The sequence below is a fragment of the Enterobacter sp. H2G27 genome (assembly GCF_054403075.1).
In genome coordinates this window covers 4,332,376-4,359,031 of record NZ_JBSVSI010000001.1, presented here as the reverse complement: position 1 = coordinate 4,359,031, position 26,656 = coordinate 4,332,376, and the positions used below count along the sequence as shown (strand labels likewise).

At 58.8% G+C, this 26,656-nt stretch carries 28 protein-coding genes and 1 other annotated feature; of the genes, 8 read left to right on the top strand and 20 right to left on the bottom strand.

Features of this window, described 5'->3' with window-relative positions; translation table 11 throughout:
- Positions 1–77: 77 nt before the first annotated feature.
- The gene (locus ACW9E7_RS20750) at positions 78–983 is read left to right on the top strand and encodes a DMT family transporter (protein WP_248175552.1); all 906 of its coding nucleotides are present in this window, start codon (positions 78–80) and stop codon (positions 981–983) included.
- Between the two features lies 1 nt (position 984).
- Here ACW9E7_RS20750 and ACW9E7_RS20745 read toward each other — a convergent pair whose 3' ends face one another.
- The 11 genes from ACW9E7_RS20745 to ivbL all read right to left on the bottom strand — a co-directional run bounded on the left by ACW9E7_RS20745 (position 985) and on the right by ivbL (position 10,676).
- Entirely contained in the window at positions 985–1,251 is a 267-nt protein-coding gene (locus ACW9E7_RS20745) for a Txe/YoeB family addiction module toxin (RefSeq protein ID WP_041911701.1), read from the bottom strand.
- Positions 1,226–1,498, bottom strand: a complete 273-nt coding sequence (locus ACW9E7_RS20740) for a type II toxin-antitoxin system Phd/YefM family antitoxin (RefSeq protein WP_041911702.1) — start codon at positions 1,496–1,498, stop codon at positions 1,226–1,228. Before ACW9E7_RS20740 ends, ACW9E7_RS20745 begins: the two co-directional genes overlap by 26 nt.
- A gap of 56 nt (positions 1,499–1,554) precedes the next feature.
- Positions 1,555–2,745 carry a purine ribonucleoside efflux pump NepI gene (gene nepI, locus ACW9E7_RS20735; protein WP_458728297.1) on the bottom strand — a complete coding sequence of 397 codons (1,191 nt, stop codon included), beginning with the start codon at positions 2,743–2,745 and terminating at the stop codon, positions 1,555–1,557.
- 102 nt (positions 2,746–2,847) lie between these two features.
- Entirely contained in the window at positions 2,848–3,300 is a 453-nt protein-coding gene (locus ACW9E7_RS20730) for a DUF1198 domain-containing protein (RefSeq protein WP_115876746.1), read from the bottom strand.
- A 175-nt stretch (positions 3,301–3,475) separates the two neighbouring features.
- Positions 3,476–4,867: a hexose-6-phosphate:phosphate antiporter gene (uhpT, locus tag ACW9E7_RS20725; RefSeq protein ID WP_023309834.1), complete on the bottom strand. Its 1,392-nt coding sequence runs from the start codon at positions 4,865–4,867 to the stop codon at positions 3,476–3,478.
- 140 nt (positions 4,868–5,007) lie between these two features.
- The gene (gene uhpC / locus ACW9E7_RS20720; protein ID WP_111964259.1) at positions 5,008–6,327 is read right to left on the bottom strand and encodes an MFS transporter; all 1,320 of its coding nucleotides are present in this window, start codon (positions 6,325–6,327) and stop codon (positions 5,008–5,010) included.
- Complete coding sequence (gene uhpB / locus ACW9E7_RS20715) at positions 6,320–7,825, bottom strand: signal transduction histidine-protein kinase/phosphatase UhpB (protein ID WP_127729034.1); 1,506 nt, start codon at positions 7,823–7,825, stop codon at positions 6,320–6,322. The genes uhpC and uhpB overlap by 8 nt, the downstream gene beginning before the upstream one ends.
- Positions 7,822–8,415: a transcriptional regulator UhpA gene (gene uhpA, locus ACW9E7_RS20710; RefSeq protein ID WP_022646555.1), complete on the bottom strand. Its 594-nt coding sequence runs from the start codon at positions 8,413–8,415 to the stop codon at positions 7,822–7,824. The genes uhpB and uhpA overlap by 4 nt, the downstream gene beginning before the upstream one ends.
- Before the next feature lie 76 nt (positions 8,416–8,491).
- A complete protein-coding gene (ilvN, locus tag ACW9E7_RS20705) occupies positions 8,492–8,779 on the bottom strand; it encodes an acetolactate synthase small subunit (RefSeq protein WP_008500144.1) in 288 nt (95 codons plus the stop codon).
- A 3-nt stretch (positions 8,780–8,782) separates the two neighbouring features.
- On the bottom strand, positions 8,783–10,471 hold the full coding sequence (gene ilvB, locus ACW9E7_RS20700) for an acetolactate synthase large subunit (RefSeq protein WP_458728296.1): 1,689 nt from the start codon (positions 10,469–10,471) through the stop codon (positions 8,783–8,785).
- A 106-nt stretch (positions 10,472–10,577) separates the two neighbouring features.
- Positions 10,578–10,676 carry an ilvB operon leader peptide IvbL gene (gene ivbL / locus ACW9E7_RS20695; protein WP_057979964.1) on the bottom strand — a complete coding sequence of 33 codons (99 nt, stop codon included), beginning with the start codon at positions 10,674–10,676 and terminating at the stop codon, positions 10,578–10,580.
- 523 nt (positions 10,677–11,199) lie between these two features.
- Here ivbL and tisB point away from each other — a divergent pair.
- The 4 genes from tisB (at position 11,200) to emrD (ending at position 14,056) form a co-directional block, all read left to right on the top strand.
- Positions 11,200–11,289: a type I toxin-antitoxin system toxin TisB gene (gene tisB, locus ACW9E7_RS20690; RefSeq protein ID WP_008500146.1), complete on the top strand. Its 90-nt coding sequence runs from the start codon at positions 11,200–11,202 to the stop codon at positions 11,287–11,289.
- A gap of 64 nt (positions 11,290–11,353) precedes the next feature.
- A complete protein-coding gene (locus tag ACW9E7_RS20685) occupies positions 11,354–11,800 on the top strand; it encodes a GNAT family N-acetyltransferase (protein WP_458728295.1) in 447 nt (148 codons plus the stop codon).
- Between the two features lie 62 nt (positions 11,801–11,862).
- The gene (locus tag ACW9E7_RS20680) at positions 11,863–12,696 is read left to right on the top strand and encodes an EamA family transporter (protein ID WP_127729032.1); all 834 of its coding nucleotides are present in this window, start codon (positions 11,863–11,865) and stop codon (positions 12,694–12,696) included.
- A 175-nt stretch (positions 12,697–12,871) separates the two neighbouring features.
- Positions 12,872–14,056, top strand: a complete 1,185-nt coding sequence (gene emrD / locus ACW9E7_RS20675) for a multidrug efflux MFS transporter EmrD (RefSeq protein ID WP_149367384.1) — start codon at positions 12,872–12,874, stop codon at positions 14,054–14,056.
- Here emrD and ACW9E7_RS20670 read toward each other — a convergent pair.
- Positions 13,959–15,047 (bottom strand): cellulase family glycosylhydrolase, encoded by a 1,089-nt coding sequence (locus ACW9E7_RS20670; protein ID WP_458728294.1) that lies wholly within the window; start codon positions 15,045–15,047, stop codon positions 13,959–13,961. The genes emrD and ACW9E7_RS20670 overlap by 98 nt on opposite strands.
- 84 nt (positions 15,048–15,131) lie before the next feature.
- Positions 15,132–16,058, bottom strand: coding sequence for a DNA-binding transcriptional regulator DsdC (dsdC, locus tag ACW9E7_RS20665; RefSeq protein ID WP_458728293.1), 927 nt, complete (start codon positions 16,056–16,058; stop codon positions 15,132–15,134).
- Between the two features lie 204 nt (positions 16,059–16,262).
- On the opposite strand from dsdC, the gene dsdX reads away from it, so the two are divergent.
- Positions 16,263–17,600 (top strand): D-serine transporter DsdX, encoded by a 1,338-nt coding sequence (dsdX, locus tag ACW9E7_RS20660; RefSeq protein WP_458728292.1) that lies wholly within the window; start codon positions 16,263–16,265, stop codon positions 17,598–17,600.
- 17 nt (positions 17,601–17,617) lie between these two features.
- Positions 17,618–18,904, top strand: coding sequence for a D-serine ammonia-lyase (dsdA, locus tag ACW9E7_RS20655; RefSeq protein ID WP_458728291.1), 1,287 nt, complete (start codon positions 17,618–17,620; stop codon positions 18,902–18,904).
- A 35-nt stretch (positions 18,905–18,939) separates the two neighbouring features.
- Here dsdA and ACW9E7_RS20650 read toward each other — a convergent pair whose 3' ends face one another.
- The 4 genes from ACW9E7_RS20650 to ACW9E7_RS20635 form a co-directional block, all read right to left on the bottom strand.
- The gene (locus ACW9E7_RS20650; protein ID WP_115876759.1) at positions 18,940–19,287 is read right to left on the bottom strand and encodes a DUF202 domain-containing protein; all 348 of its coding nucleotides are present in this window, start codon (positions 19,285–19,287) and stop codon (positions 18,940–18,942) included.
- Positions 19,277–19,624 (bottom strand): YidH family protein, encoded by a 348-nt coding sequence (locus tag ACW9E7_RS20645; protein WP_115876760.1) that lies wholly within the window; start codon positions 19,622–19,624, stop codon positions 19,277–19,279. Before ACW9E7_RS20645 ends, ACW9E7_RS20650 begins: the two co-directional genes overlap by 11 nt.
- A 92-nt stretch (positions 19,625–19,716) precedes the next feature.
- Complete coding sequence (locus ACW9E7_RS20640) at positions 19,717–21,039, bottom strand: 6-phospho-alpha-glucosidase (protein ID WP_111964251.1); 1,323 nt, start codon at positions 21,037–21,039, stop codon at positions 19,717–19,719.
- Positions 21,036–22,658, bottom strand: a complete 1,623-nt coding sequence (locus tag ACW9E7_RS20635) for an alpha-glucoside-specific PTS transporter subunit IIBC (protein WP_458728290.1) — start codon at positions 22,656–22,658, stop codon at positions 21,036–21,038. Before ACW9E7_RS20635 ends, ACW9E7_RS20640 begins: the two co-directional genes overlap by 4 nt.
- A 221-nt stretch (positions 22,659–22,879) precedes the next feature.
- Between ACW9E7_RS20635 and ACW9E7_RS20630 the strand changes: the two genes are divergently transcribed.
- Positions 22,880–23,626, top strand: coding sequence for a GntR family transcriptional regulator (locus ACW9E7_RS20630; protein ID WP_063440101.1), 747 nt, complete (start codon positions 22,880–22,882; stop codon positions 23,624–23,626).
- Here ACW9E7_RS20630 and ACW9E7_RS20625 read toward each other — a convergent pair.
- The 3 genes from ACW9E7_RS20625 to ibpA all read right to left on the bottom strand — a co-directional run bounded on the left by ACW9E7_RS20625 (position 23,594) and on the right by ibpA (position 26,395).
- A complete protein-coding gene (locus tag ACW9E7_RS20625) occupies positions 23,594–25,255 on the bottom strand; it encodes a putative transporter (RefSeq protein WP_458728289.1) in 1,662 nt (553 codons plus the stop codon). The two genes, ACW9E7_RS20630 and ACW9E7_RS20625, sit on opposite strands and share 33 nt — an antisense overlap.
- A gap of 164 nt (positions 25,256–25,419) precedes the next feature.
- Positions 25,420–25,848 carry a small heat shock chaperone IbpB gene (ibpB, locus tag ACW9E7_RS20620; protein WP_458728288.1) on the bottom strand — a complete coding sequence of 143 codons (429 nt, stop codon included), beginning with the start codon at positions 25,846–25,848 and terminating at the stop codon, positions 25,420–25,422.
- A gap of 136 nt (positions 25,849–25,984) precedes the next feature.
- Positions 25,985–26,395, bottom strand: a complete 411-nt coding sequence (gene ibpA, locus ACW9E7_RS20615) for a small heat shock chaperone IbpA (RefSeq protein ID WP_008500162.1) — start codon at positions 26,393–26,395, stop codon at positions 25,985–25,987.
- Positions 26,389–26,460, bottom strand: a sequence feature (ROSE (Repression Of Heat Shock gene Expression) occurs in the 5'-region of heat shock genes and acts as an RNA thermometer to modulate expression.). (Overlaps the previous gene by 7 nt.)
- Between the last annotated feature and the right edge of the window lie 196 nt (positions 26,461–26,656).

The following is a 26,656-nucleotide window of genomic DNA, read 5'->3' as shown; positions in this document are numbered from 1 at the left end:
GTAGGCCGGGTAAGCGTAGCGCCACCCGGAAAGATCCCATGTTATGCTAGAAAAAAACCAACATAACAGGGGAGAAAATGGGTTCTACACGTAAAGGGATGCTGAACGTCCTGATCGCCGCCGTTTTATGGGGCAGTTCCGGCGTTTGCGCGCAGTACATCATGGAGAAAAGCCACATTTCTTCGCCTTACCTGACCATGGTTCGCCTGTTGTTTACCGGCGTGATCCTGCTGACGCTCTCCTTCGTTCACGGCGACAAGATTTTCTCGGTCATCAAACATCGCAAAGACGCCCTCAGCCTGTTGTTTTTCTCGCTGGTCGGCGCGCTCACCGTGCAGCTCACCTTCCTGCTGACGATTGAAAAATCCAATGCGGCAACGGCCACTGTGCTGCAGTTTCTGTCGCCAACCATTATCGTGGCCTGGTTCGCGCTGGCGCGGAAAAAGCGCCCCGGCGTGTTTGTTTTATCCGCGATTGTGACCTCGCTTGTCGGGACGTTCCTGCTGGTCACCCACGGCGATCCAACCTCGCTCTCCATCTCGCCAGCCGCGCTGTTCTTCGGCATCGCTTCGGCGTTTGCCGCCGCGTTTTACACCACCTATCCGTCAACGCTGATTGCCCGCTATGGCACATTGCCGATTGTCGGCTGGAGTATGTTGATTGCCGGGTTAATGCTGACGCCGTTCTACGCCGGGCGCGGGACGACCTTCGTCATTGACGGCAGCCTGCTGCTGGCGTTTTTCTACCTGGTCGTGATCGGCACCGCGCTGACGTTCAGCCTGTATCTGAAAGGCGCGCAGACGATCGGCGGGCCGAAAGCGAGCATTCTGAGCTGCGCCGAGCCGCTGAGCAGCGCGCTGCTGTCGGTGGTGTTGCTGGGCGTGGCGTTCACCCTGCCGGACTGGCTGGGGACGCTGCTGATCGTGTCGTCGGTTGTACTGATTTCGATGGATTCAAGAAGACGGGTGAGGACATCGGCGTGATCTACGAATAATAGTGATAGCGGCACATTAAAATAGTAAGAGCGCTATCTGACACCCCGTAAACCAGACGATCGGTATCATTGATTCGACGGGACCAGTATCCGGAAAGGTTACCTTTAAGGGGTTCCGGCTTACCCAGGCCATCGAAAGGTTGACGCTTCGCATCTTCAATCAATTTATTGATTCTGCGAAGCGTTTTCTTGTCCTGCTCCTGCCACCACAGGTAATCATCCCAGCCGTTATCAGTCCAAATCAGTAGCCTGGTCATCTATCAGATCCCTCTGCGTGGTTTTTCCGGTATTTGCCTGTGCGATTGACTCCATCAGTCGGCTGGCGTTAGCAGGCGAACTCATCAGATGGATGGTTTCCATCATCGAGTTGTAGTGCTGCAGAGACATAACCACCGCGTCACCCCCGTTTCGGCGGCTGATGATGGTTGTCTCCACGTTGTCATTCACGTCGTCCAACACATCTTTGAGTCGGCTTCGTGCTTCGGTAAACGTCACAACCTGCATATTCCCTCCTGTACAAGTTACGGTACAAGTATATCGATGAAGTGACTATTTATCAATCAACATGCTTTAACCTTGCCCGCCACCAGCAGCGCGGTCAAAAGCATCAGCGTGCCGGAAATCACCAGCGGTGACGTCAGCCCCAGGTGGTCGAGCGCCACGCCGCCAATCGCCGCGCCGCAGGTGTTTGCCAGCTGGATCACCGCCACCTGAATCGACCCGGCTTTTTCAGCCTGATCGGCAAGTGAGCGGGTGATCCACGTCGACCAGCCCACCGGCACCAGCGCAAAGGCAAAGCCCCAGATAATCGCAATGGCAGACGCGACCCACTTATCGCTACCCCACAGCACCAGCACCGCGGCGCTTGCAGCCAGCACCAGCGGCGCACCCGCCAGCGCCACCTTCAGGGAACGCTTCAGGAACTGCGAAGACAGCGACGTGCCGACAAAGCTGGCGATACCGAAGCTCAGCAGCACCAGCGTCAGGCCGTCTACGTCAAAGCCCGCCATGTTCATAAACACCGGGCGGATATAGGTAAAGAAGGCAAACTGCCCGGCAAAGGCCATAAAGATCGCGGTCATCCCCGCCAGCACGCCGGGGCGCTTTAGCAGCGCGAACATGTTCTGCTTATGGTGCGCCGCTTCGCCCGGCAGGGACGGCAGCGCCTTCCACACCCAGATAACGCAAAGCACGCCCATAACCGCCGCCGCATTAAAGACGTTACGCCAGCCGATAATCCCGCCCAGGAAGCTGCCCAACGGCGCGGCAATCACCAGCGCGATGGAGACCGCGCCAAATATGACGGACAGCGCTTTCGGCACGGTGCGCGCAGGCACCAGGCGCATGGTGAGCGAGGCGGACATCGCCCAGAAGCCGCCGAGCCCCAGACCAAGACAGGCGCGACCGAGCAGCAGCAGGGTGAAGCTTTCCGCGAAGGAGACCAGCAGGCAGGAGAGCGTCAGCAGCACGCTGAACAGAATGACCACTTTGCGGCGGTCGATAGTGCCAATCACCTGGGTGATAAACAGGCTGGCAAACATCGCCACAAACGCGGTGACGGTAACGGACTGCCCCGCCACGCCTTCGGAAATGCCCAGGTCCTGCGCCATCGGTGTCAGCAGGCTCACCGGCAGAAACTCAACGGTAATCAGGCAGGCGACGCAGAACGCCACGGAGAAAACCGCCGACCAGTTGGGGCGTGAAACCTCTTTGGTCTGCGGTCTGGTCGTGGGCTGGATATGTTCTGTCATGGCGTCACCTGAAGATAAAAACGTGCGGAAAAGTCGCGCAGTTTATCATCAAAAGTGTGACGGATTTAACGTTTAGACAACTTTTGTGGTTTTTAGAGGGGATCAGTGCAGATAAAACACGCCCTCTTCCGGCAGGAAGAGCTGGTTATAGCGTAGCTGGAAGGCGTTCAGCTCCTGCGGATCGGGCTCCATCTCGCGCATAAAGCCAAGCGCCAGACGAATTTGCGCATCGGTGATCGGCGCCGCCAGGCGGGCTTTTCGCAGCATGCGGTGCCAGGCGTGCAGGTTCTCCTCGCTGGCGTCGACAATGCAGACCTGCCAGATCAGCAGCACCTGCGCGGCGTTTTGCAGATGCGCTTCGTCCGGGCGCTCAAGGTAGCGGATAAACTCATTGCCCGGCATTTTGCCGAACTGATCGATCATCGACTCAACCGGCATCGGGGTGATGCCCAGACGCTCGCTTAAACGTTTGATGGCGCGGCGGGAGTCCGAGGTCAGGACGCGAAATCCCACCACAAACACCACGGCAAGCGTTGCCAGCATTATCCAGACCATGCGTTCTCCTTTGACTAGCCGCTCATCATAGCGGGAAACGCACGGCGTCAACAGCGGGCAGAGCCAGAATAGTGCACTGAAAAGACGTTGCGGGACGGGGGATAAGGTATTAATGCCGTCGGCGGAAATAAAAAAGCCCGGCATCACACACCGGGCAAAGACGTTACCTGCACACTCATGCTGTTTTTAATTTCTGCGCACGATTCTCACGGCGAATTTTACGTTCTTCCAGCACCGCGACCATCGCCATCAGGACGATACAGCCGATCGCTGCTGCATCCAGCGCCGCGAAGGTGCCCGCCCAGCCGGTGAGGCCGAAAATTGGCGTACCGTCAGCGATCATCCCCAGACCCAGCTTGGCGAAGCTGTCGCCAATCAGATAGGCGAAGGTGCCTTTAATCCCATCGGCAGCGCCGATCGCTTTTTTCGGTACGAAGCCCACTGCCGCCACGCCGATCAGCAGCTGCGGACCAAACACCAGGAAGCCGAGCGCGAACAGGGATGCGAGGTAAACGTACTGGTTGCTGGCATGCTGGTAGACGCCTAGGGTAGCGATAATCAGCGCCAGCGCGACGCAGGCCACCAGCGCGCGACGACCGTTGGCGAGGTCAGAGAGCCAGCCCCACAGCAGGGTGCCGACAAGCGCGCCCACTTCGAACAGGGTGAAGCCCTGAATCGCCACCTCTTTAGAGAGCTTCAGCTCCTGGAAAGCGTACACGGTGGACCACTGGTCGATGCCGATACGCACCACGTACAGGAAGATGTTTGAGAAGCACAGCAGCCAGATCACTTTGTTTTTCAGCACGTACTCAACAAATATCTGCCATTTGGACATCTCGTTCTCTTCGGTCTCCTTGTCCTCTTCGCTGATCTCTTCCCCGAACAGCTCTTCGGCTTTGCCGAGGCCGTACGATTCCGGGGAGTCGCTGCCGTAGCGCAGGCCAATAAAGCCGACAATCAGGGCGATAATCGACGGGAAGATAAACATGCCGATCACATGGCCGTCGAACAGGTAGTTTGCGCCAAACAGCGCCACGCCTGCCGCACCCGCTCCGCCGAGGTTGTGGGAGATGTTCCACATGCCGAGGTACGAACCACGCTTGCGGCGCGGGGTCCACTTGGTGATGGTGGAGTAGCTGCACGACCCGCCGGTACTCTGGAAGAAGCCGCTCAGGGCGTAGAAGGCGATCATCAGGAACAGGCTGACAGACCCTGCGCCCATGCTGGCGCTGAAGCCGAGCATACAGATGGCGGAGAGGATCAGCATAAACGGCAGGAACTGCTTGGTGTTTTTGCCGTCCGCGTAGTAGGACACAACCGTTTTCCCCACGCCGTAGGTGATGGAGAAGCCCAGGCCAATCATCCCCAGCTGCGTCATGCTCAGCCCGTAGGTGGAGATCATGTCGTTCTGCGCGATGTTAAAGTTTTTGCGGATCAGGTACATGGTCAGGTAGCCGATAAAGACCACCAGATAGGACTGCATGAACGGTTTGAACCACATTTTGCGCCGCACGTCGAGCGGCAGATCCAGGGTCGGCTTGCGCACCTGGTTGAGGAAGGCCAGCATGGTTTGCTCCTGAGCTGATTTTTACCTGCGAATGGCAGGCATTGTAAAAATCAGCCAGGAGAGATGCCTGAGACAGCGTCCAGGTAAAACCGGGAAAATTTCTTAGTTTTACGCCACTCGGGCCAGAAAGGTGAGGCGCATCACGCTTCACCCATCTCGCGCGGGGCCTGCGCGTGCAGGAAAGGCAGCAGCAGCAGGGCGGAAATTCCCGCCGCGATGGCGATCACCGCGAAGAAACCGCTCCAGTGCCAGATATCGATCACCCGCGCCAGCGGCCAGCCGGAGAGCGATGCGCCAAGGTAGGCAAACAGTCCGACAAAGCCCGTCGCCGCGCCTGCCGCCTCTTTGTGGGAACACTCCGCCGCTGCCATGCCGATGAGCATCTGCGGGCCAAAGACGAAGAAGCCGGTGGTAAAAAAGCACGCCGCCTGCATCACGTAGCTGGCGAACGGCATCAGCCACAGCGAGCCGACGGAGAGCAAAATCCCGGCGGCAAAAATCAGGTTCATCGGGCCGCGGTTGCCGTTGAACAGCTTATCCGAACCCCAGCCCGCTACCAGCGCGCCGATAAACCCGCCCAGTTCGAACATCGTCACCGCCGAGTTAGCGGTGACCAGGTCCACGCCGAGCGTCTCGGACATGTACAGATTGCCCCAGTCGTTAATGGCCGCGCGCACCACGTAGACCAGCACGTAGCAGAGCGACAGCAGCCAGATGTACGGGTTTTTCAGCACGTATTTGGTGAGGATCTCCTTACGGGTCAGCCCCGCCCCCTCCTGCTGCTGGGCAATCTCCATTTCGTCGTGCCGCCAGTCGCCCACCGCAGGCAGGCCAACGGTTTGCGGCCTGTCGCGCAGGCGCCAGCAGAGGAACAACCCGGCGAGAATGGCGAGGCCACCGGCAATCATCATCCCCGCGCGCCAGCCGTAGTGCAGCGCCGCGGCGCCGACCACCATCGGGATCAGCGCCCCGCCGACGTTATGCGCGGTGTTCCAGACGGCCCACCAGCCGCCGCGCTCGTTGCGCGAGTACCACGCCGTGAGCAGGCGGGCGCAGACCGGCGCGCCCCAGCCCTGGAAAAAGGCGTTCAGCGCCCACAGCAGGGCGAAGGCCCAAAGCGAGGTGGAGAAACCAAACAGGATGTTCACCACCCCGGTCGCGATCAGCCCAACGCCCATGAAATAGCGAGCGTTAGAGCGGTCGCTAACAATACCGGAGAAGAACTTCGACAGGCCGTAGGTGATGTAAAACAGCGTTGCCAGCAGGCCGATATCGGTGCGCGTCATCACGCCGCTGGCGAGGATCTCCGGCGCGGCGGCGTTGAAGCTTTTGCGGGTGAAGTAGAACAGCGCGTAGCCGAGCCAGATGGTAATCAGAATATGACGTCGCCAGTAGCGGTAGCGGGCGTCAATTTCCGCTTTGTTGCTTAATGGGGCTGCGCTGGCTGGGGTTTTAAACATGATGCGTCCTTAACGGCAAACTGACGCTGACGCGCGTCCCGTGGGTGCAGGAAAGGTTCAGCGTGCCGCCCAGCGCCTTGACGCGCTCGCGCATGCCCGCCAGGCCAAAGCCCTGCTGGCCGGAGCCCGGCGGCAGGCCGCAGCCGTCGTCTTCAATCACCAGCATCAGGCGCTCGTCCTGCTGCCAGCCCTGGATCGTGACCGCGCTGGCACTGGCGTGTTTGACGATATTGTTCAGCCCCTCCTGACAGACGCGGAACAGGGTTACGCGCTGGCCTTCGCTCAGTGCAGATTCGTTAATTCGCCAGTCGAGATGGCTGACAATGCCGCGGCTTTCCAGCTCCATCTCGCGCATCAGGGAGCGCACCGCCTGCTCCAGCGACAGGTCGTCAAGCTGGCGCGGGCGCAGCCTGCCGAGCAGGCGTCGCACCGAGTCATATACGCCAAGTGAAAGCTGCTCGATATGCGCCCCGCCCTGCTTCACGCCCGCATTTTCCGCCGCAAGACGCTGGACAATGCCCGCCTGGGTGCGGATGGCGGTGATCGTCTGGCCGATATCATCGTGCAGCTCGCGGGCCACCTCCTGCCGCACGCTCTCTTCCGTCTCCAGCAGGCGTTCAGCCAGACGGCGATTGCGCGCCAGCTCGGTCTGCAGGGACTGGTTCAGCTCGCGCAGGCGCTGAATGCCCGCGCCGAGCAGCAGCCCGGTCAGACTCTGGGCCAGCAGCGAGAGCAGCAAATCCACCGGATGGTCGTGCCAGGTCTGGCTGGCGATCAGCGCGATGGCGTTCATCAGGGTGGCGATAAGCGCCCCCTGCCAGCCATAGTGCCAGGCCAGAGCAATAATCGGCAGCGCAAGGCAAAACGGCGTGAAGCGTGAAAGCTCGGCGGGCAGACCAAGCTGAAGCCAGAGGCTCACCACGAAAAGCAGCAGATACCAGATGAGATGCCGGGCGCGCCAGTTCACCGGTTGGGACACCAGCCCCGGACCAAGCGGTTGCCAGACGGTGCTGGTGAGGTAGTGCCAGATCACGAGGCAGGTGGGTGCCAGCGTCAGGCCGCCGGTGAGGGTGAGCAGCAGCGCGTTGAGCATCTCCTTGTCGCCAACCCACGGCAGGGACTGCAGCAGTGCGGCGGCAATCAACGCCGCCCCCTGGCGCAGCAGCGTGCGCCAGTCGCGCTGGTGACGATAGCGGGAAATAAGCGCAACCGGGAGAAGCGTGAGCAGGCTTCCGGTCATCAATAAGGGAAGATGCGCGAGGGCAACCTCCTGAGCCAGCCAGACCAGCATCAGCCACTCTGCCCCGAGCAAAACGGGCCAGTAGCCGCGCGGGCATTGCAGCATCAGCCCCAGACGCAGGCCGAATGGAAACAGCAGCACCGCCAGCTCCGGGCGCTCCACCAGATGCAGACTAATGCTCCACAGGCAGAACCACGCGGCGGAGAAGATAAAAAAGCTGGCGACAACGGCGATCAGCCGTGAAAAAGCGGAACTCATTGCCAGCTGTCGAACATGCGGCGCGCCAGCTCGACGTCGTTGCTGACGTTAAGTTTTTCCATCAGGTTGGCGCGATGGACATGCACGGTTTTTGGCGACAAATCCAGCTCAGCCGCAATCTCTTTCACCGACATCCCCTGCGCGAGCTTCTCAGCCACCTGACGCTCGCGTCTGGTGAGCGGATCCTGCCTGCCGGCCGCCAGCTTGATGGCGATATCCGGCGTCAGGTAGCAGCCGCCGGTGGAGACGGTGCGCACGGCGGCAATCAGCTCGTCCGGGCTACAGCGTTTGGAAAGGAAGCCGCGCGCGCCCGCGTTAAGGGCCTGCTCGACCAGCGCCGGGCTGTCGTGAACCGACAGCATGATCGTCGCCATCCCTTTCGGCAGCTGGCTTAACAGCTCCAGCCCGGAGAGATCCGGCATCGAGATATCGCAGATACAGACCTGCACCCCGCGTCCCGGCAGGCCCGCCAGCGCCTCGCGACCGGAGCCAAACTCGGCCACCACCTGAAAATCCGGTTCGAGGTTCAGAAGCTGGGCAAATCCGGAGCGGACGATAAGGTGGTCGTCGATAAGGGCGATGGTGGTCATGGCGCGTTCCTGGCGGGCGGATAAAAAACGCGCCTACCTTAACGATAAGCGCGCGGGTGTTCAAGCAATGAGCGATCTATTCGAAAAACACCGCAATTTTGTTAAACATGGTGGGATCGGACTGGTTGCGCGCCACGTTGGTGACGTCCTCCAGCTTGTCGATCTGCGCCATCATCTGCTCCAGACGCTGGTCATCGTTGACCAGGAGCCAGATGCGGCTGTGCTCGCTGCCCTGAATCGGCAAACAGAGAATGCCTTCCACGTTAAACGCCCGACGGGCAAACAGCCCACAGACGTGGGTCATGACGCCGGGGTGGTTGCGGACGGTGAGTTCCAGAATGACGTTATCATGTTGTTTCTGCATGGCTTATTCTCCCACCATCTCAGTATTTGCCGCACCCGGCGGCACCATCGGATACACTTTTTGTTCAGGGTCGATACGGACGTGGATCAGCGCCGGGCCCGGACGAGAAATCGCCGCCTGCAGCGCCGCATGGGCATCCTCTTCCGCGTTCAGATCGCAGGTGTGCAGGCCAAAGCCGGCGGCAATCTGCATAAAGTTAATCATCCCCGGATAGGTCGCCGCAAACACGCCCTGCTTGTAGAACAGGCTCTGCTGCTGGTGCACCAGGCCAAGCGCCTCGTTGTTCATCAGGATGATTTTCACGTCTAACTGGTTTTCGGCCGCGGTCGCCATTTCCTGAATGTTCATCATCAGGCTGCCGTCACCGGAGAAGCAGATGACCTTGCGGTCCGGGTTGGCGAGCGCTGCACCGACCGCCGCAGGCAGGCCGAAGCCCATGGTTCCCAGACCGCCGGAGGTCAGCCACTGGCGCGGACGGTTCAGCGGGTAGGCCTGCGCGGTCCACATCTGATGCTGGCCGACGTCGGTGGTGATAATCGCGCTGTCGTCCACGCAGGCGGCCACGGCGTTGATAAGACCATAGTGGCTCAGCGGGTCGCCTTCGGTTGGGATGGCACCCGGGAACTCGCGCTGCAGATCGGCCACCAGCTGACGCCAGTCGGCGCGGTCGGTTGCGTCGGTTTGCGGGATCAGCTGCGTCAGTACTTCCGCCACATCTCCCTGAATCGCCACGTGCGGCTGCTTGATTTTGCCGAGCTCGGCGCGATCGATATCCACGTGAATGATTTTCGCATTCGGGCAGAACTGCTCGGTTTTGCCAATCGCCCGGTCATCAAAACGCGCGCCCATAACAATCAATAAATCCGCCTCCTGCAGGATGTAGTTGGTGCTGCGCGCGCCGTGCATCCCCAGCATCCCCAGGGACAGCGGGTGCGCTTTTGGCAGCATGCCGAGCGCCATCAGGGTCATGGTAGTCGGCAGGTTGGCTTTTTCTGCAAACTCGCGGATTTCATCTGCGGCGTTAATCGCCCCGCCACCCAGATAGAGCACCGGGCGTTTGGCGACGTTAATCATGGCGGCAGCGTCGCGCACGCTCTCAGCGCTGAATTCCGGCGCGGGGGCTCGCTCACCCGGCTCCGGCAGAACGTCGATCTCAATTTCTGCGGTCTGGACATCCTTAGGAATGTCTATCCACACCGGGCCCGGGCGGCCGGACTGCGCAATGCGGAACGCATCGCTGATAACCTGAGGAAGCTCGCTGATATCGCGAACTAAATAGTTATGTTTGGTGATGGGGATAGAGATGCCGTAGGTATCCACTTCCTGGAACGCATCGGTGCCGATCATCGAGGACGGCACCTGGCCGGTAATGCAGATCAGCGGAATGGAGTCGAGGCGCGCGTCGGCGATGGCGGTCACCAGGTTGGTTGCACCCGGCCCGCTGCAGGCCATACAGACTGCCGGTTTACCCTGGGTACGCGCCATGCCCTGAGCGATAAAGCCTGCCCCCTGCTCGTGGCGCGCCAGCACGTGGCGGATCTGCGTGCTTTGGCTTAACGCATCGTACAGCGGCAGCACCGTGCCGCCCGGAATACCCGCAACCGTGGTGATGCCCTGTCGTTCCAGCAGATGAACGATCAGCTGCGCACCGGTAAAACGCGTCTTGGTGGATGTTGTGCCCGAACTTGCCATGCTCCAGTCCTTTTCTTCTGGGCCGACTTTCCGGGGAGGGTCCTAAACGAAAAACCCCGCCCGGTTTGCGCCGGCGGGGTTTTGGATTCGTGTGTTGATCCAGTCCCTACGGCGCATTGCCGACGACCACCACCACACGCACGACGACCACTGCGGCTGGTTGCGCAGTTTTTAGTAGGGTCGAAGTGAAGATGGATGAAGTCATTGGGGACCTGTGTTTGGATTCATTGATTGAATTTATACAAACACAGGTTTTCGGGCGTGACAATGGAAAAATTTTCATCTGCGCAAAAATGCGCCAGGGATCACGTTTCGTTTGTTGGGAGATGAAAACAAAAAACCCCGCCTAAGCGAGGTTTTTATCAGGGTTTTGCGGTTGGTCGCCGCAGAACACACTGTGTTACGTCAACGCAAAAAAGTATACGCGATCGAAGACGAACGCGCAATTGAGGCACGGATTTTGACGTTTTTGAGTATGGATCGCCATCCAGATTTTGTCCACAAAATACTGTTCATACGTACAGTATTTATCTATACTGAGGGTGTTCGCAGTGAGCGAGGGGGCCGCAGTTCTACCGGCGCAACGAAGTCCTGGCTGAAACGGGTGGTGCCGTCAGTGCCTTAACCCTCTGAAGTGAGCACACTGTGTTACGTCAATCCAGGTGCTGGCAACAGGCGGCGGAAAGGTACGCCAGCATCGTGCTCCTTTTAACCAAAAGGAGACGCGTATGAGCGTAGTGGATATGGTGATACTTATCCTCAAACTCATTGTTGCTGTACTGCAACTGCTTGATGCTGTCCTGAAATTCGTTCGGTAATTCAGGTTCAAGTCGCACCTGAGAGGGGCGGGCAACCGCCCCTCTTTAATAACGAGGGAATGCTATGTCGCGTCTGTTAATTGAGCCTGTCACGCCAGACGAGCCGGGGTATATCGCCCTGAAGGCGGAAAGTATTGCACTGAATTTCAATATGCTGCGCAGGCTCGAAGAGAGCTGGCAGCGGGGTGAGAACCGCTTTAACGCGCCGGGCGAAAAGCTGTTAGGCGCGTTTCTCAACGGCAAGCTGGTCGGCGTGTGCGGTCTGAATCGCGATCCGTTCAGCCAGCAGCCGCGCGCCGGACGTATTCGCCATCTCTACGTCAGCGAAAAGTGCCGCGGGCTGGGAATTGGCAAGCAGCTTTTGACCGTGGTGATGGCCGATGCCAGCATCTGGTTTTATTTCCTCAATACCCATGCGCCGGACGCTGCCTACGGGTTTTATCGCCAGGCAGGATTTACGCTGGTCTCGGACGAACCGCGGGTGACGCACCGCCTTTTTTGTGCGGTGTAAGCGGCTGGCAGCTTCAGGGCGTGAATGTTACAGTTGAGTGACAATTCACCACCCGATACGCCATGACCATCACCGTATTCTGCATTTTGCTCTTCGCCGCGCTGCTGCATGCCAGCTGGAACGCCATCGTTAAGGCCGGAACGGACAAGCTCTATTCCGCAATAAGCGTCAGCGGATCCGCCACGGTTATCGCTCTGGTCTTACTGCCGTTTTCCCCACAACCTTCAGCAGAAAGCTGGCCGTTTTTGATTGTCTCCTGCGCCCTACAGGTGGTGTACACCGTGCTGGTTGCGAAGACCTATCAGGTCTCCGATATGAGCCAGACCTACCCGCTGATGCGCGGCACCGCCCCGCTGCTGGTGGCGCTGATCAGCGTGCTGGCGCTCGGCGATCGTCTCTCCTGGCTCGCCTGGTCCGGCATCGGGGTAATTTGCCTGTCGATTCTGGCGATGGCGATGAACGGGCGCATGCAGTCACGCAAAGGGATCTGGCTGGCGCTGCTAAATGCCTGCTTTATTGCCGGGTATACGCTGGTGGACGGCACCGGCGTGCGGCTGTCGGACACCGCGCTGGGCTATACGCTATGGACCTTCTTTATGAACGGCTTCTGCCTGCTCGGCTGGGCGATGGTGGCGCGTCGGCGCGAGGCGTCCGGCTACCTGCGCCTGCACTGGAAAAAGGGGCTGCTCGGCGGGGTTGGCACCATGGGCTCTTACGGTCTGGCGCTGTGGGCAATGACGCAGGCGCCGCTGGCGGTAGTCGCGGCGCTGCGTGAAACCTCCATACTCTTTGGCGCGCTAATCGCGTTTATCCTTTTAAAAGAGAAGGTTGCGGGCCTGCGCATCGCGGCGGCGCTGGGTATCGCCGGCGGCGCCATTCTGCTGCGCCTGGCGTAAAGCACTGGCAACATTAGTTGCCGTTCTTGTTTACAAATCCTGCCTTTGCCGGTTTTTTCATTCACCAAGACAATGCTTAAATTGTCATCTCTCTGTGGTAGATTCCTCGCGCATTTATGGGAATGCGCAGTCACTTATTCTTCATTTCTCTCTTTTGGCAAAAGTATTCAGCGACATGAAAAAGCAACGGAACGTTAACTTATTGTTGATGCTGGTGTTACTGGTGGCCGTCGGTCAGATGGCGCAAACCATCTACATTCCGGCGATTGCCGACATGGCAAAGGAATTAAACGTCCGCGAGGGCTCGGTACAAAGCGTGATGGCAGCCTACCTGCTGACCTATGGCGTTTCGCAGCTGTTCTATGGACCGCTCTCCGACCGTATCGGACGCCGTCCGGTGATTTTAGTCGGTATGTGCATTTTCATGGTGGCGACCGTGATTGCGATGACCACCCACAGCCTGACCGTACTGATTGCCGCCAGCGCTCTGCAGGGCGTCGGAACCGGCGTTGGCGGGGTGATGGCGCGAACCTTACCGCGCGATATGTATCAGGGTACCCAGCTCCGTCATGCTAACAGTCTGTTGAATATGGGGATTCTGGTCAGCCCGCTGCTGGCCCCGCTGATCGGCGGCCTGCTGGACACGATGTGGTCCTGGCGCGCCTGCTACGCCTTCCTGCTGGTGCTCTGCATGATTGTCACCTTCAGCATGGCGCGCTGGATGCCGGAAACGCGGCCGCAGGACGCGCCGCGCACGAAGCTTATCGCCAGCTATAAAACGCTGTTCGGCAACGGCGCGTTTACCTGCTACCTGCTGATGCTCATCGGCGGCCTGGCGGGCATCGCGGTGTTTGAAGCCTGCTCCGGCGTGCTGCTGGGCGCGGGTCTTGGCCTGAGCAGTATGGTCGTGAGCATTCTGTTTATTCTGCCGATCCCGGCGGCGTTCTTCGGCGCGTGGTTTGCCGGGCGTCAAAACAAGCGCTTCTCCACCCTGATGTGGCAGTCGGTGATCAGCTGCCTGCTGGCGGGTCTGATGATGTGGATCCCAGGGCTGTTTGGCGTGATGACCGTCTGGACGCTGCTCATCCCGGCAGCGCTGTTCTTCTTCGGCGCGGGGATGCTGTTCCCGCTCGCCACCAGCGGCGCGATGGAGCCGTTCCCGTTCCTCGCAGGCACGGCGGGCGCGCTGGTGGGCGGTTTGCAGAACATTGGTTCCGGCGCGCTGGCCTGGCTGTCGGCGATGATGCCGCAGACCGGGCAGTCTAGTCTGGGGTTGCTGATGACGCTGATGGGGCTGCTGATTTTACTGTGCTGGCTGCCGCTGGCGTCGCGCGTTCCGCATCACGAGCAGCCGGTTTAAGCGCATGATGGCCCGGCTTCTCGCCGGGCTTTTCACAGGCAGGGGTTATCATCGCCTGCAGTAAGGGCTCTGGCGCTGGCCGCCAGGCCCCCTCTTCCCCGTCGTAAAACTGGAAATCCGCGTTAAGCGCATACGGGATTTTCGCTTTTTGCAGTTCGCAGGCCATAAAGGTGGCGAAGGCCATTTGCGAAGCGGTTGGCGTGAGGTGGTTTGACTCCCCCACGCCCCAGCCCCCGACCCAGCTAACGTGCCCGGTTTTTTGCTGCCAGCGCAGCGCGGTATTGATGCGATTATGGATAGCCGCTTTCTCCGCCGCCGTGCCGGACGTCCACGGGTATTTACCACCATTTTTCAGCGGCCCCCACGGGAAAATATGCCACTCCGCCAGCAGGTAGTTTTGACTATGCGCAGGCAGCTTCAGGCTGGATAAATCCTCCGGTGCGGCACGCAGGCGCGGCGCAATAAAGATCATGCGCTGGGGGTCGATGTCGTGGATCGCTTTAATAGATTTTTCATACACGCGGTTTAGCGACGCCAGGCTGTGGTTAAGCTTGTCGGCCGGCTCATAGATGAGATCAAAACCCAGCTGCGGATAGCTTTGGCCGAAATAGTGTGCCACGGCAATCCACCAGTTGACCGTCTCTTTCTCGTTATCGGCTTTCGGGTCGTTTTTATATTCATCAGCCTGATAAGCAATTATCGGGATCACGCCATACTGCTCGCAGGCTTCTACCAGCTTGCGCAGGTGAATTAACCGCGCTTCCGTCGGCTCATCGGCCACGCGGATGCGCACGTGGGTAATGCCTTTTGCACGAAAATCGCGGACCACCAGCGGGTCGAATTCACGTATGCCGCGCTCGGTGCGCGCCCAGTCCACATCCATCCCGACGCCCAACTGTTGCGCATAACGGGCAGCCGTCAGCGGCGGCTCAGCGGCCATCGCCCAGCCGGAAGAGATCAGTAATGCAGAGGCAATAAAAGGCTTTAACACGGTTTACCCTGGATAAATCGAAAGCATTACCTGTATTTAGCACGCTTTTTCACATTTGGTGTAGAGCGAAAGCGTAATAATTCTTCAACCTGCCAGTTCTTTCAGCCAGCCGATAAAGGCGTCTATTTTCGGCCACTGACGGCCAGAAAGCGTCGAGACATAGTAGTGCTGATGGCATTTCAGGGTCTTGTCACCAAACGGGGCGATCAGCTCGCCCCGTTCAAGCCGTTTTTGCACCAGCCGCTTTCGGCCCATCGCGACGCCAACGTGGTTGATGGCCGCAATAATCGCCAAATCCGAACGATCGAAACCAATGCCCGACGATGGCGGCATACTCACCGCAAAGTGCTGCGCCCAGCTCAGCCATTCATCCGTACCGGAATCGTTACTCCAGGCCTGACGGTCGTGCAGCAGCGTGCAGTGGCTGAGGTTATCAGGGTTTTTCAGCAGTTCATGCTCGCGGGCATACCGCGGGGAGCAGACGGGCAAAATCTCCTCGTCCATCAGGAAGTGATGAGACAGATGGTTTGGCGGTGTATCGTCGAAATAGAGCGCCAGATCGACGCCCGTTCGCTGCATATTGACGTAATCATTGCCGGTCAGGATGGTGAGCGAAATCGACGGATAGCGGCGGGTAAAGTCACCCAGCATGGGTACCAGCCAGCACTGAGCGATCGATGGCCGGGAGTAGACCGTCAGCGTGCCGGACAGCGCCTGGTTTTTGATGTCCAGGATCTCCTGATTCAGGGTGTCGAGAGACGATTTTAGCGTCCAGTAAACGCGCTTTCCCTCCTGCGTCAGCTCGACTTTACGGTGCGAACGGACAAACAGCTGAATACCCAGCTCTTCTTCCAGCAGGTTGATGCGGTGGCTTACCGCGCTGGGGCTAAGCGACAGTTCCTCCGCCGCCAGCGCGAAGGATTCATGCCGGGCAGCCACTTCAAAGGTGTACATTTTCGACAGCTGCCAGCCGTTTAATAGCCGGTTTCTGGCTTCATTTGCATCGGTCATCACAATTCTCACGCGTGTTTTCTGCGCTCAGCATACCGTTCCTGGGTGAATTTATGTGACCCTAATGCAGATTAAGTGCGTTTTTTAGAGCATAGTCACTCATTTGATTCAATCTGGCTCACCTGAACGCCAATTTATATCGTTTGTCAGCCCACGCCGCTTTTTCGTCCAATACCCCCAGATGACATAAGGATGAGGTGAGATATGGGATCTCAGGTCTGGGTTGTGGCAACGCTGCTTGTCAGCATCGTGTTGATTGTTTTAACCATCGTAAAACTGAAGTTTCACCCATTCCTCGCGCTGCTGCTGGCGAGCTTTTTCGTCGGCGCAATGATGGGAATGAGCCCGCTGGATATGGTGAACGCCATCGAGAGCGGGATTGGCGGCACGCTGGGCTTCCTGGCGGCGGTGATCGGCCTTGGAACCATTCTCGGCAAGATGATGGAGGTTTCCGGCGCGGCCGAGCGCATCGGGATCGCGCTGCAGCGCTGCCGCTGGCTGTCGGCGGACGTGATTATGGTGCTTGTGGGCCTTATTTGCGGCATTACGCTGTTTGTGGAAGTGGGCGTGGTACTGCTGATCCCGCTGGCGTTTTCCATCGCCAAAAAGACCAACACGTCGCTGCTTAAGCTGGCCATTCCGCTCTGTACCGCGCTGATGGCGGTGCACTGCGTGGTGCCGCCGCATCCGGCCGCGCTGTTTGTGACCAATAAATTAGGCGCGGACGTCGGAACGGTCATTGTCTACGGTTTGATGGTAGGCCTGATGGCCTCGCTGGTCGGCGGCCCGCTGTTCCTGAAACTGCTCGGCAATCGTCTGCCGTTTAAACCGGTTCCGGCGGAATTTTCAGACCTGAAGGTGCGGGAAGAGCACACCCTGCCGTCGCTGGGCGCCACGCTGTTCACGGTGCTGCTGCCGATTGCCCTGATGCTGTTGAAAACCATCGCCGAGCTGAATATGGCGAAAGAAGGCACGCTGTATACGCTGCTGGAGTTTATCGGCAACCCGATCACCGCGATGTTTATCGCCGTGTTTGTCGCCTACTACCTGCTGGGGATACGCCAGCATATGGGCATGGGCACGATGCTGACGCATACCGAGCACGGCTTCGGCTCTATCGCCAACATTTTGCTGATTATCGGCGCGGGCGGCGCGTTTAACGCCATCCTGAAAACCAGCGGACTGGCGGACTCGCTGGCGCATATTCTCTCGAACCTGCACATGCACCCTATCCTGCTCGCCTGGCTGGTGGCGCTGGTGCTGCATGCCGCCGTCGGCTCCGCGACGGTGGCGATGATGGGCGCCACGGCGATAGTCGCGCCGATGCTGCCGCTCTACCCGAACGTGAGCCCGGAGATCATCACCATTGCCATCGGTTCCGGCGCCATTGGCTGCACGATCGTAACCGATTCCCTCTTCTGGCTGGTGAAGCAATACTGCGGCGCGACCCTGAATGAGACCTTCAAATACTATACGACGGCGACGTTTATCGCCTCGGTGCTTGCACTTGGCGGCACATTCCTGCTTTCTTTCATTATCTGAGCGCGAAGAGACGTATTATGGAAAACGCAACTATCACTACTTTAACCGCACGGTTTCCTCTGGTTGAGGATCTGATTGCCCTGAAAGAAACCACCTGGCTTAACCCGCGCACCACGACGCTGGCTGAAGGGCTGCCCTATGTCGGGCTGACCAAAGCCGACGTGGACGACGCCCACGCTCGCCTGAAACGCTTCGCGCCTTATCTGGCGAAAGCCTTCCCGGAGACGGCGGCAACGGGCGGGATTATTGAATCCGAACTGGTCGCGATTCCGGCAATGCAGGCGCGGCTGGAGAAAGAGTCCGGCAAGGCCATTCCCGGCACCCTGCTGCTGAAAAAAGACAGCCATTTGCCGATCTCCGGCTCGATTAAAGCGCGCGGCGGTATCTATGAGGTGCTGACCCACGCGGAAAAACTGGCGCTGGAAGCCGGGTTGCTGAGCGTTGAAGACGACTACAGCGTTCTGCTGGAGCCGCGCTTTAAGGACTTCTTCAGCCAGTACAGCATCGCCGTGGGCTCAACCGGCAACCTGGGTATGTCCATCGGCATTATGAGCGCCCGCATCGGCTTTAAGGTGACGGTGCATATGTCCGCCGACGCCCGCGAGTGGAAGAAAGCCAAACTGCGCAGCCACGGCGTGATCGTCGTGGAATACGAGCAGGATTACGGCGTGGCGGTGGAGCAGGGACGCAAAGCGGCGGAAAGCGATCCTAACTGTTTCTTCATTGACGATGAAAACTCCCGCACCCTGTTCCTGGGCTATGCGGTGGCGGGCGAGCGGCTGAAGGCGCAGTTTGCCGCACAGGGCCGCGTGGTGGATGCGGAGCATCCGCTATACGTCTACCTGCCGTGCGGCGTCGGCGGCGGCCCCGGCGGCGTGGCGTTTGGCCTGAAGCTGGCCTTTGGCGACAACGTCCACTGCTTCTTCGCGGAGCCCACGCACTCCCCGTGCATGCTGCTGGGGGTTTACACCGGCCTGCACGACGAGATTGCCGTACAGGACCTGGGCATTGATAACGTGACGGCGGCGGACGGGCTGGCGGTAGGGCGCGCGTCTGGCTTCGTGGGTCGCGCGATGGAGCGCCTGCTCGACGGGTTCTATACGCTTTCCGATCAGAGCATGTACGACATGCTCGGCTGGCTGGCGCAGGAGGAAGGCATTCGTCTGGAACCGTCGGCGCTGGCGGGGATGGCCGGGCCGGTGCGCGTCAGTGCCGGTGCGAACGTTACCCACCTGGTGTGGGCGACCGGCGGCGGGATGGTGCCGGAAGACGAGATGGCGAAGTATTTAGCAAAAGGCCGCTAATCGTAGGCCCGGTAAGGCGTAGCTGCCACCGGGCTTTAAAAGCTCACAATTTGCTGAATGTGAGTCACTGCGAAGAGTAAAGACAGAGACAGCACGGCCAGAGCAATCAGGAACTTATCCCGCACCGCCTTCGGCTGCACAAAGTCGTTCTGCGCCACGTCCATCAGGTTACGGCTGCGGGTATAGCGCCATAAAACGATCGCCACCAGCGCCAGCACAACAAGCGAGATCCAGAACGGCACCCCGGTGCGGTGCCAGTTGTGCTTAATCGCCAGGGCAATCAGCGCGCCATACCCCAGCAGCGTACGCAGCCAGGCGAGCGACGTCCGCTCCGGCTGCAGGCCGGGGTCCGCTTCCCGTCGCGCTTTGCGGCTATCCGCCATAGAATACCAGCACCATCACCACGCCCGCCACCGCCAGCAAAACCGCGCTGATGATGAGTAACCCGCGCGTATAAGGCAGATCCTGCTTCAGACGCATCGCCTTCTCATTGCGCAGCCAGCGCAGGTAGCCGTAAACCGCCAGCACGCCCGCAAACAGGCACAGGAGCAGCGCCAGCACCTCTCGAATCAGCGGCGTGGCAAAATCAGGCGCGAGCTGGTCGAGACCCACCCCTGCGGCAAGGAATCCCAGCGCGGTGCGGATCCACGCTAAAAACGTGCGTTCATTAGCCAGCGAGAAGCGGTAGTCCGGCGCTTCGCCGAGGCGGGAAATTTTCATGAAGGTTCCTTGTCGAGCTACGGGCAGGCTTCAGCATAGCGTAAATCGACAAGGACAAGGAGACCGACATCGGGCGATGTCGGTCAGGACGATCAGTGCAGCTCTGGCCAGTAATCCTTGTTGGCCTCGATCAGGTCATCCAGAATCGCTTTCGCGACGGACGCGCTCGGCACGGTTTTCGACAGGGTAATCGCCTGCCAGAGTTTCTGGTACGAGCGCTGCTCCCAGGCATCCACCACCAGTTTTTCCACCGCTACCTGCTGGCTCATCAGCCCTTTCTGGAAGTGTGGAATATCGCCCACCGTAAGCGGCTCAGGACCGTTATGGCCGACCAGGCACGGTATCTCAACCATCGCGTCGGCATCGAAGTTATGGATGGCCCCGTTGTTTGGCACAATCAGAAGCATCCGCTCCTGGGTGTTAAAGGCAATGGCGGTCGCCAGATCGACGATGTACGACGCATGTTCATCAATTTCCAGCTCACCGGCGGAGGATTTGCCCGCCTCGATAATCGCCCGGCAGGAACTGAACACATGCTTTTCACGGTGATCCATGACCTCATTGGCGCGGGTGCGTTCCGGGTTGGAATGCGCGACCACGTAGTCCGGGAACAGGTAATACTTCAGGTAGGTGTTCGGCATGGTGTCCGGATCCAGCGCCTGCACGTCTTTTGCTTTAGCGAACGTATCGTTCCAGCTCGCTTCGGTGTGCGCATCCTCCGAAGGCGGAACATAGCCGTTTTTCGCCACGTATTCGCGCAGCTTCGGCATCAGATCGTTGCCGTTCAGGTCTTCAATCGACGTCCACCAGCCGAAGTGATTCAGGCCGTAGTAGCGCACGCGCATCTCTTTGCGGTCCTTCAGGCCGACAATCTGCGCCATGCGCCCTTCAATGCCGATCGGCATATCGCAGATGTTGAGAATTTTGGCGTTCGGACGCAGGCGGCGCGTGGCTTCCGCGACAATCGCCGCCGGGTTGGAGTAGTTCAGCATCCACGCGTTTGGGGAGTACTGCTCCATGTAATCCACCAGCTCCAGCACGCCGCCGATAGAGCGCATGCCGTAGGAGATGCCGCCCGGGCCGCAGGTTTCCTGGCCCAGCACGCCGTGGCGCAGCGGGATTTTTTCATCTTTTTCACGCATTGGGTATTTGCCCACGCGGATATGCGCCATTACGAAATCGACATCGGTAAACGCCGCTTTCGGATCGGTGGTGTAGCTGAATTCAATCTCCGGAGCCTGCTCCTTTAGGATGATTTTGCACGCTTCGGCGATGGTCTCCTGACGCGCGCCGTCGTTGTCATAAAACTTCAGGGCGCGCAGCGGGAAACGGTCACGGTTGGCTAACAGCATCAGGACGATACCAGGCGTAAAGGTGCTGCCGCCGCCTGCAATGACAACTGAGAATTTTTTCATGATATAGCCTCTGTCAGGGTGGTTTGTTCATTCGTTAAGGGGGTTTTCATCAGCGATTCCAGCTGGTCGCGCACCTGAGGAACGTGCAGGCCGACAATCACCTGAATGCCTTTGCCGCGTCGCACCACGCCGTGGGCGCCGAGGGCTTTGAAGACGTCATCGCTTTGCGTTTTCGCCATATCGACCAGGGCGATGCGCAGGCGGGTGGCGCAGTTGTTGATGCTTTCGATGTTGGCCGCGCCGCCAAGCGCCTGCAGGAACCCGGCGGCCTGTCCGACCTGCTGGCTGGCCGCCGCCGGGGCGGTGGTTTGCCCGCGCGCCGCCTTATAGTCGGCCTTGCTGTAGAGTTTGATTTCGCTCTCTTCCCGGCCCGGCGTTTTCAGGTTCAGACGCGCAATCAGCGTTTTGAAGACCACGAAGTAGATCCCGGTAAAGCAGAGGCCAATGCCGATCTGGGTGAAGACCATCGCGGCGTGGTTATGGAACATCGGGATCCAGTTTTGCGGCAGGAACTGGTCCAGCAGGCCGCCGCCCATGTTCCCGACCACGCCGAAGGCGTACATCACCGTCGCCATGGTCGCCGCCAGCACGGCGTGAACGGCAAACAGCAGCGGCGAGATAAACAGGAAGGTGAATTCGAGAGGTTCGGTAATGCCCACCAGCACCGCGGTAAGCGTGGCCGGAACCAGCAGCCCCGCGACCTTGACGCGGTTTTCCGGCGACGCGGTGTACCAGATCGCCAGCGCAATCCCGATCGAACCGAACACTTTTGAGTTACCGTGCAGGGCGAAGCCGCCTTCCGGGAAGAGGGTTTTCAGCGGCAGGGTGCTCTGGCTGAATTCCTGCAAATGCTGCGCCCAGTAGACCTGAATCCCGCCCTCAACCGCCGCCGGGCCGAAGATGAACGGACCGTAGACGAAGTGGTGCAACCCGGTTGGGATCAGAATGCGTTCCAGGAAGGTATACACCCACACGCCCAGCACCCCGGCAGAGCGCAGGAACGCCTGCAGAGACTCAATGCCCATCTGCACTTTCGGCCAGCCCAGCAGCGTCAGCCAGGCGCAGGGGATCATGACGAAGAACGCGAGGATAACGACAAACGAGCTGCCCTGGAAAATCCCCAGAAACACCGGCAGCGGCTTGTCAAAATAGCGGTTGTGGATGGCGGTGACGATGCCTGAAATCACGATGGCCCCGATGATGCTGGTATCGAGCGTTTTGATCCCGGCAATCATCGCCAGCCCGCTACCTGCCGTCGGTTCGGCGGAGAAATCGACGCCAAAGAAGTGGCCCCAGGTCATCCCCATCGCGTTGATAAAGTAGTTCCAGGTCAGGAAACTAATCAGCACCGCCAGACAGGCGCGGCCCTGCGCCTGCTTCGCCAGGCCAATCGGCAGGCCGACGGCAAAAATCAGCGGCATATTGCGAAACACCGCCCAGCCGCCCTCTTCAATGATGTGAACAATCTGCGCGAAAAGATGATCGGGGGCCGTTAAGGCTTCGCCGACAAACAGCGGGTTGCGAAGCATGATGGCGATTCCCACCACGATCCCGGCGAACGGAAACAGCAACACCGGGGTAAACATGGCACCGCCAAAACGTTGTATTTGACTGAGCATTTTTAAATCCTCATGAAACAACCTGTAGGGATAGAGGCCTTTATGGTTTTTTGCTGGCCTGAGGTGAGCATAAGAACTTACTGATGCGCGAACATGGCGTGCCGCTGCGATTCGTGATCGCATTCATGGTTTTATTTTGACCAATCAGGTCTACTTTTTACGGTAAATATGGACATGTCAGGACGCCATCCACGCCCTGATAAGGGCAGAGAGGTCTACTAGTGATCTACAAATCCATTGCTGACAGATTGCGGCTGCGGCTGAATTCATCGGACTACAACATCGGAAGCCCGCTGCCGGGCGAGAAAGCGCTGGCGCAGGAGTTTGGCGTGGCGCGCATGACCATCCGCAAGGCGCTGGATCTGCTGGTGAGCTGGGGGCTGGTTGAACGGCGGCACGGCAGCGGCACGTTTGTGTCGCGCAAAGACGTTCACCACGAAACCACCAACCTGACCGGGCTGGTGGAGGTGCTGCGTCAGCAGGGAAAAGAGGTGCAGAGCAAGGTGCTGCAGTTTGAAGTGATGCCCGCCCCGCCCGCCATCGCCAGCCAGCTGCGGATTCAGGTGGATGAGCGGATCTACTTTTCCAGACGGGTGCGCTACGTGGACGGAAAACCGCTGATGCTGGAGGACAGCTTTATGCCGGTGAAGCTGTTTCGCAACCTGTCGCTGGCGCATCTTGAAGGGTCAAAGTTTGATTACATCGAGAAGGAGTGCGGGATCACCATCAGTGGCAACTACGAGAGCCTGACGCCGGTGCTGGCAGATAAAACGCTGGCCGGTTATATGAACCTGCCGGAACAGACGCCGCTGCTGCGCATTACGTCTCTTTCCTACAGCGACAGCGGCGAGTTCCTTAATTATTCCGTGATGTTCCGAAATACCAGCGATTACCAGGTGGACTACCATCTGCGGCGCATCCACCCGGAAGATTTACTAGCCCATCCCCCAGAACAGCACCGCCAGTAGCTGCGGGGTGATGATGCGCAGGAACATCACCAGCGGGTAGACGGTGGCATACGAGAGCGCTGCCGCGCCGCTGGTGGCGTGCAGGTTGTTGGCAAAGGCCAGCGCGGGCGGATCGGTCATGGAACCCGCCAGCATGCCGCACAGCGTCAGGTAGTTCATTTTGGCGAACATCCGCGCCAGTATGCCCACCGTCAGCAACGGGATCGCCGTGATAAAGATGCCGTAGCCGACCCAGCTCATCCCTTCGCCCTTGACCAGGGTATCGACAAAATCCCCGCCGGACTTCAGCCCGACCACCGCCAGGAACAGCACGATGCCCAGCTCGCGCAGCGCCAGGTTGGCGCTCGGCGGCATAAACCAGTAGAGCTTACCGATGCAGCCGATACGCCCGAGGATCAGCGCCATAATCAGCGGCCCGCCCGCCAGGCCCAGCTTGAGCGCCACCGGGAAGCCCGGTACGTACACAGGAATAGAACCGAGCAGCACGCCGAGCCCGATACCGATAAACACAGGCAGCATCTGCACCTGCTGCAGTTTCTGCTGGGCGTTGCCCACCATATCCGCCACGGCGTCAATGGACGAGGGCCGGCCGACCAGGTTGAGGATATCCCCGAACTGCAGGCTGGCCTCCGGGCTGGCGACCAGTTCAACACCCGCACGGTTGAGGCGGGAAATCACCACGTCATAGCGCTCTTTTACCTGCAGATCGCGTATTTTCTTGCCGAGTACATGCTCGTTTGTTACCACCACGCGCTCCACCCGCATATCGGTGCCGCGGGTTGAGAGCGAGGTATCCACTTCCTGACCAATCACCAGCCGCGCGTTATTTAAATCCCCGGGCTGACCGACAAGGTGCAGCAGATCGCCTTGCTGAATGACGGTGCCGGGTGCGGGGACCATCAGCATATCGTCGCGCTTAAGGCGGGAGCAGATGATATTGGCGCTGTTCAGGATCGGCACGTCCTGAATCGCCATATTATTCAGATTAGGGTTATCGACCCGAATATTGATGGTTTTGATCGGCATATGGCCGTTGGTGAGCGTGGTTTCATGGTCCTTCGCCTCTTTGTCGACGTTAATGCGAAACAGGACGCGGACCAGCCACATGGAGAGCAGAATGCCGCAAATGCCAAACGGATAGGCCATGGCGTAGCTCATCCCCATCTGGTCGACGATGCCGGGTTCGATACCCAAATCGCGAAGGATCTGCTGCCCCGCGCCGAGCGCAGGCGTGTTGGTGACCGCCCCGGAGAAAATGCCCAGCACTACGGGGAGCGGGATATCGAAGATTTTGTGCAGAATCGCGGTGACCAGCCCGCCCATTATCACAATGGCGAGGGCAAACAGGTTGAGCCGTAATCCGGAGACCCGAAGAGAGGCGAAAAACCCCGGTCCCACCTGAATACCGATAGTATAAACGAAGAGGATCAGGCCGAACTCCTGGGTAAAGTGGAGCATTTCGGCGCTGAGGACCAGCCCGAGCTTGTCGGCAAAGTGCCCGACAAAAATGCCGCCAAACAGCACCCCGCCTATCCCAAACCCGACGCCGCGGATTTTGATATTCCCTATCCACAGGCCAACAACAGCGACCAGGGCCAACACGCTTACGGTTAACGCGATATCACTCATGATCCACTTCCTTGGCATAACCTTAGTTATGCTAAGGATTCTCTCAGAGCCGTGGGCGGTTGTATGGGCGATGGCGCACAAAAAAGCCCTGCCGGGGCAGGGCTTTATCTTTTCACCCTCTCCCTGTGGGAGAGGGTCGGGTGAGGGCACCAGCCCGCGCACAATTAACTGTTTAACGCCGGCCGGTCGCTAATGGCGATACGCTGTGGCGCGATGGCTTCCGGCACGTTACGGGTCAGGTCAATATGCAGCAGCCCGTTGGTAAACGTTGCGCCGGAGACGTCCATATGGTCTGCCAGAGTAAAGCTCAGGCTAAACGGCTGATTAACCAGCCCCTGATGCAGCCATTTGGTCTCGGTCTCTTGTTTCTCCGGCGTACCTTTCACGGTCAGACGCGTGCCTTCAAGCTGGATGTCCAGATCCTCCTGACGGAAGCCGGCCAGCGCAAGGGTAATGCGATAATGGTCATCGTCGCTTTTTTCGATGTTGTAAGGCGGAAACGTCTGTTGTTCAGCGGTGTTTTGCAGGGCGTTAGCCAGTTTGTCAAAACCAATCCACTGACGAAGTAAGGGGGATAAATCGTAGTTACGCATACTAAATCTCCTTCTGAGAAGCGAGTTCGGCACAGTTTAATTTTGTGCACAGTTGTTCCTGCAAATCCTCATGGATTCGCATATGCTCCCATTACGGCAAGCAAGTCCGGGTGGGCCGCTCGCGCGACCCGCATAATTAGTTAATTTCGATACGACGCGGTTTTTTCTCTTCCGGAATCACACGTTCCAGTTCGATAAACAGCAGGCCGTTGACCAGGTTCGCGCCTTTCACGTGAATGTTCTCGGCTAACTGGAACTTGCGTTCAAAGTTGCGCTCGGCGATGCCCTGATAAAGGTAGGTACGTTCTTTCTGCTCGGCCGTATGGGAACCTTTCACCACCAGCAGGTTGTCCTGAGCGGTGATCTCCAGTTCGTTTTCTGCAAAACCGGCGACGGCAATGGCAATGCGGTAGTGGTTTTCGTCAACCAGCTCAACATTGTATGGAGGGTAGCCGTTGCTCTGGCTTTGGTTATTTTCTAAATGATTAAACAGGCGGTCAAAACCAATTGCAGAACGGTATAGCGGAGAAAGATCGAAGTTACGCATAAATAAAACTCCTGAAATCAGCGAGAAGTTGAAGCCTTCCACCATGGACAGGCCTTTGCGCCCCCGAACACCCATCAGGCGAGTTCGTTATCGGGCTACATGATTAAAATGGGTCTGCAATCGGCCTTTTCAAGAACGACACCTGCACTTTTTTTTGCACTTTCCTGCATCTCGCTTAGACTGGGACAACAGCACAAAGGGTTAAATTGCGATGGCTGCCACAGTGCGGGGTTATCGGGCTATCCATTTTGGATAAGGCTC

Excerpts from the sequence above, each read along its gene's own strand:
- ACW9E7_RS20750 (WP_248175552.1), top strand. The coding sequence starts at position 78 with ATGGGTTCTACACGTAAAGGGATGCTGAACGTCCTGATCGCCGCCGTT.
- ACW9E7_RS20745 (WP_041911701.1), bottom strand. The coding sequence starts at position 1,251 with ATGACCAGGCTACTGATTTGGACTGATAACGGCTGGGATGATTACCTG.
- ACW9E7_RS20740 (WP_041911702.1), bottom strand. The coding sequence starts at position 1,498 with ATGCAGGTTGTGACGTTTACCGAAGCACGAAGCCGACTCAAAGATGTG.
- nepI (WP_458728297.1), bottom strand. The coding sequence starts at position 2,745 with ATGACAGAACATATCCAGCCCACGACCAGACCGCAGACCAAAGAGGTT.
- ACW9E7_RS20730 (WP_115876746.1), bottom strand. The coding sequence starts at position 3,300 with ATGGTCTGGATAATGCTGGCAACGCTTGCCGTGGTGTTTGTGGTGGGA.
- uhpT (WP_023309834.1), bottom strand. The coding sequence starts at position 4,867 with ATGCTGGCCTTCCTCAACCAGGTGCGCAAGCCGACCCTGGATCTGCCG.
- uhpC (WP_111964259.1), bottom strand. The coding sequence starts at position 6,327 with ATGTTTAAAACCCCAGCCAGCGCAGCCCCATTAAGCAACAAAGCGGAA.
- uhpB (WP_127729034.1), bottom strand. The coding sequence starts at position 7,825 with ATGAGTTCCGCTTTTTCACGGCTGATCGCCGTTGTCGCCAGCTTTTTT.
- uhpA (WP_022646555.1), bottom strand. The coding sequence starts at position 8,415 with ATGACCACCATCGCCCTTATCGACGACCACCTTATCGTCCGCTCCGGA.
- ilvN (WP_008500144.1), bottom strand. The coding sequence starts at position 8,779 with ATGCAGAAACAACATGATAACGTCATTCTGGAACTCACCGTCCGCAAC.
- ilvB (WP_458728296.1), bottom strand. The coding sequence starts at position 10,471 with ATGGCAAGTTCGGGCACAACATCCACCAAGACGCGTTTTACCGGTGCG.
- ivbL (WP_057979964.1), bottom strand. The coding sequence starts at position 10,676 with ATGACTTCATCCATCTTCACTTCGACCCTACTAAAAACTGCGCAACCA.
- tisB (WP_008500146.1), top strand. The coding sequence starts at position 11,200 with ATGAGCGTAGTGGATATGGTGATACTTATCCTCAAACTCATTGTTGCT.
- ACW9E7_RS20685 (WP_458728295.1), top strand. The coding sequence starts at position 11,354 with ATGTCGCGTCTGTTAATTGAGCCTGTCACGCCAGACGAGCCGGGGTAT.
- ACW9E7_RS20680 (WP_127729032.1), top strand. The coding sequence starts at position 11,863 with ATGACCATCACCGTATTCTGCATTTTGCTCTTCGCCGCGCTGCTGCAT.
- emrD (WP_149367384.1), top strand. The coding sequence starts at position 12,872 with ATGAAAAAGCAACGGAACGTTAACTTATTGTTGATGCTGGTGTTACTG.
- dsdC (WP_458728293.1), bottom strand. The coding sequence starts at position 16,058 with ATGACCGATGCAAATGAAGCCAGAAACCGGCTATTAAACGGCTGGCAG.
- dsdX (WP_458728292.1), top strand. The coding sequence starts at position 16,263 with ATGGGATCTCAGGTCTGGGTTGTGGCAACGCTGCTTGTCAGCATCGTG.
- dsdA (WP_458728291.1), top strand. The coding sequence starts at position 17,618 with ATGGAAAACGCAACTATCACTACTTTAACCGCACGGTTTCCTCTGGTT.
- ACW9E7_RS20650 (WP_115876759.1), bottom strand. The coding sequence starts at position 19,287 with ATGGCGGATAGCCGCAAAGCGCGACGGGAAGCGGACCCCGGCCTGCAG.
- ACW9E7_RS20645 (WP_115876760.1), bottom strand. The coding sequence starts at position 19,624 with ATGAAAATTTCCCGCCTCGGCGAAGCGCCGGACTACCGCTTCTCGCTG.
- ACW9E7_RS20640 (WP_111964251.1), bottom strand. The coding sequence starts at position 21,039 with ATGAAAAAATTCTCAGTTGTCATTGCAGGCGGCGGCAGCACCTTTACG.
- ACW9E7_RS20635 (WP_458728290.1), bottom strand. The coding sequence starts at position 22,658 with ATGCTCAGTCAAATACAACGTTTTGGCGGTGCCATGTTTACCCCGGTG.
- ACW9E7_RS20625 (WP_458728289.1), bottom strand. The coding sequence starts at position 25,255 with ATGAGTGATATCGCGTTAACCGTAAGCGTGTTGGCCCTGGTCGCTGTT.
- ibpB (WP_458728288.1), bottom strand. The coding sequence starts at position 25,848 with ATGCGTAACTACGATTTATCCCCCTTACTTCGTCAGTGGATTGGTTTT.
- ibpA (WP_008500162.1), bottom strand. The coding sequence starts at position 26,395 with ATGCGTAACTTCGATCTTTCTCCGCTATACCGTTCTGCAATTGGTTTT.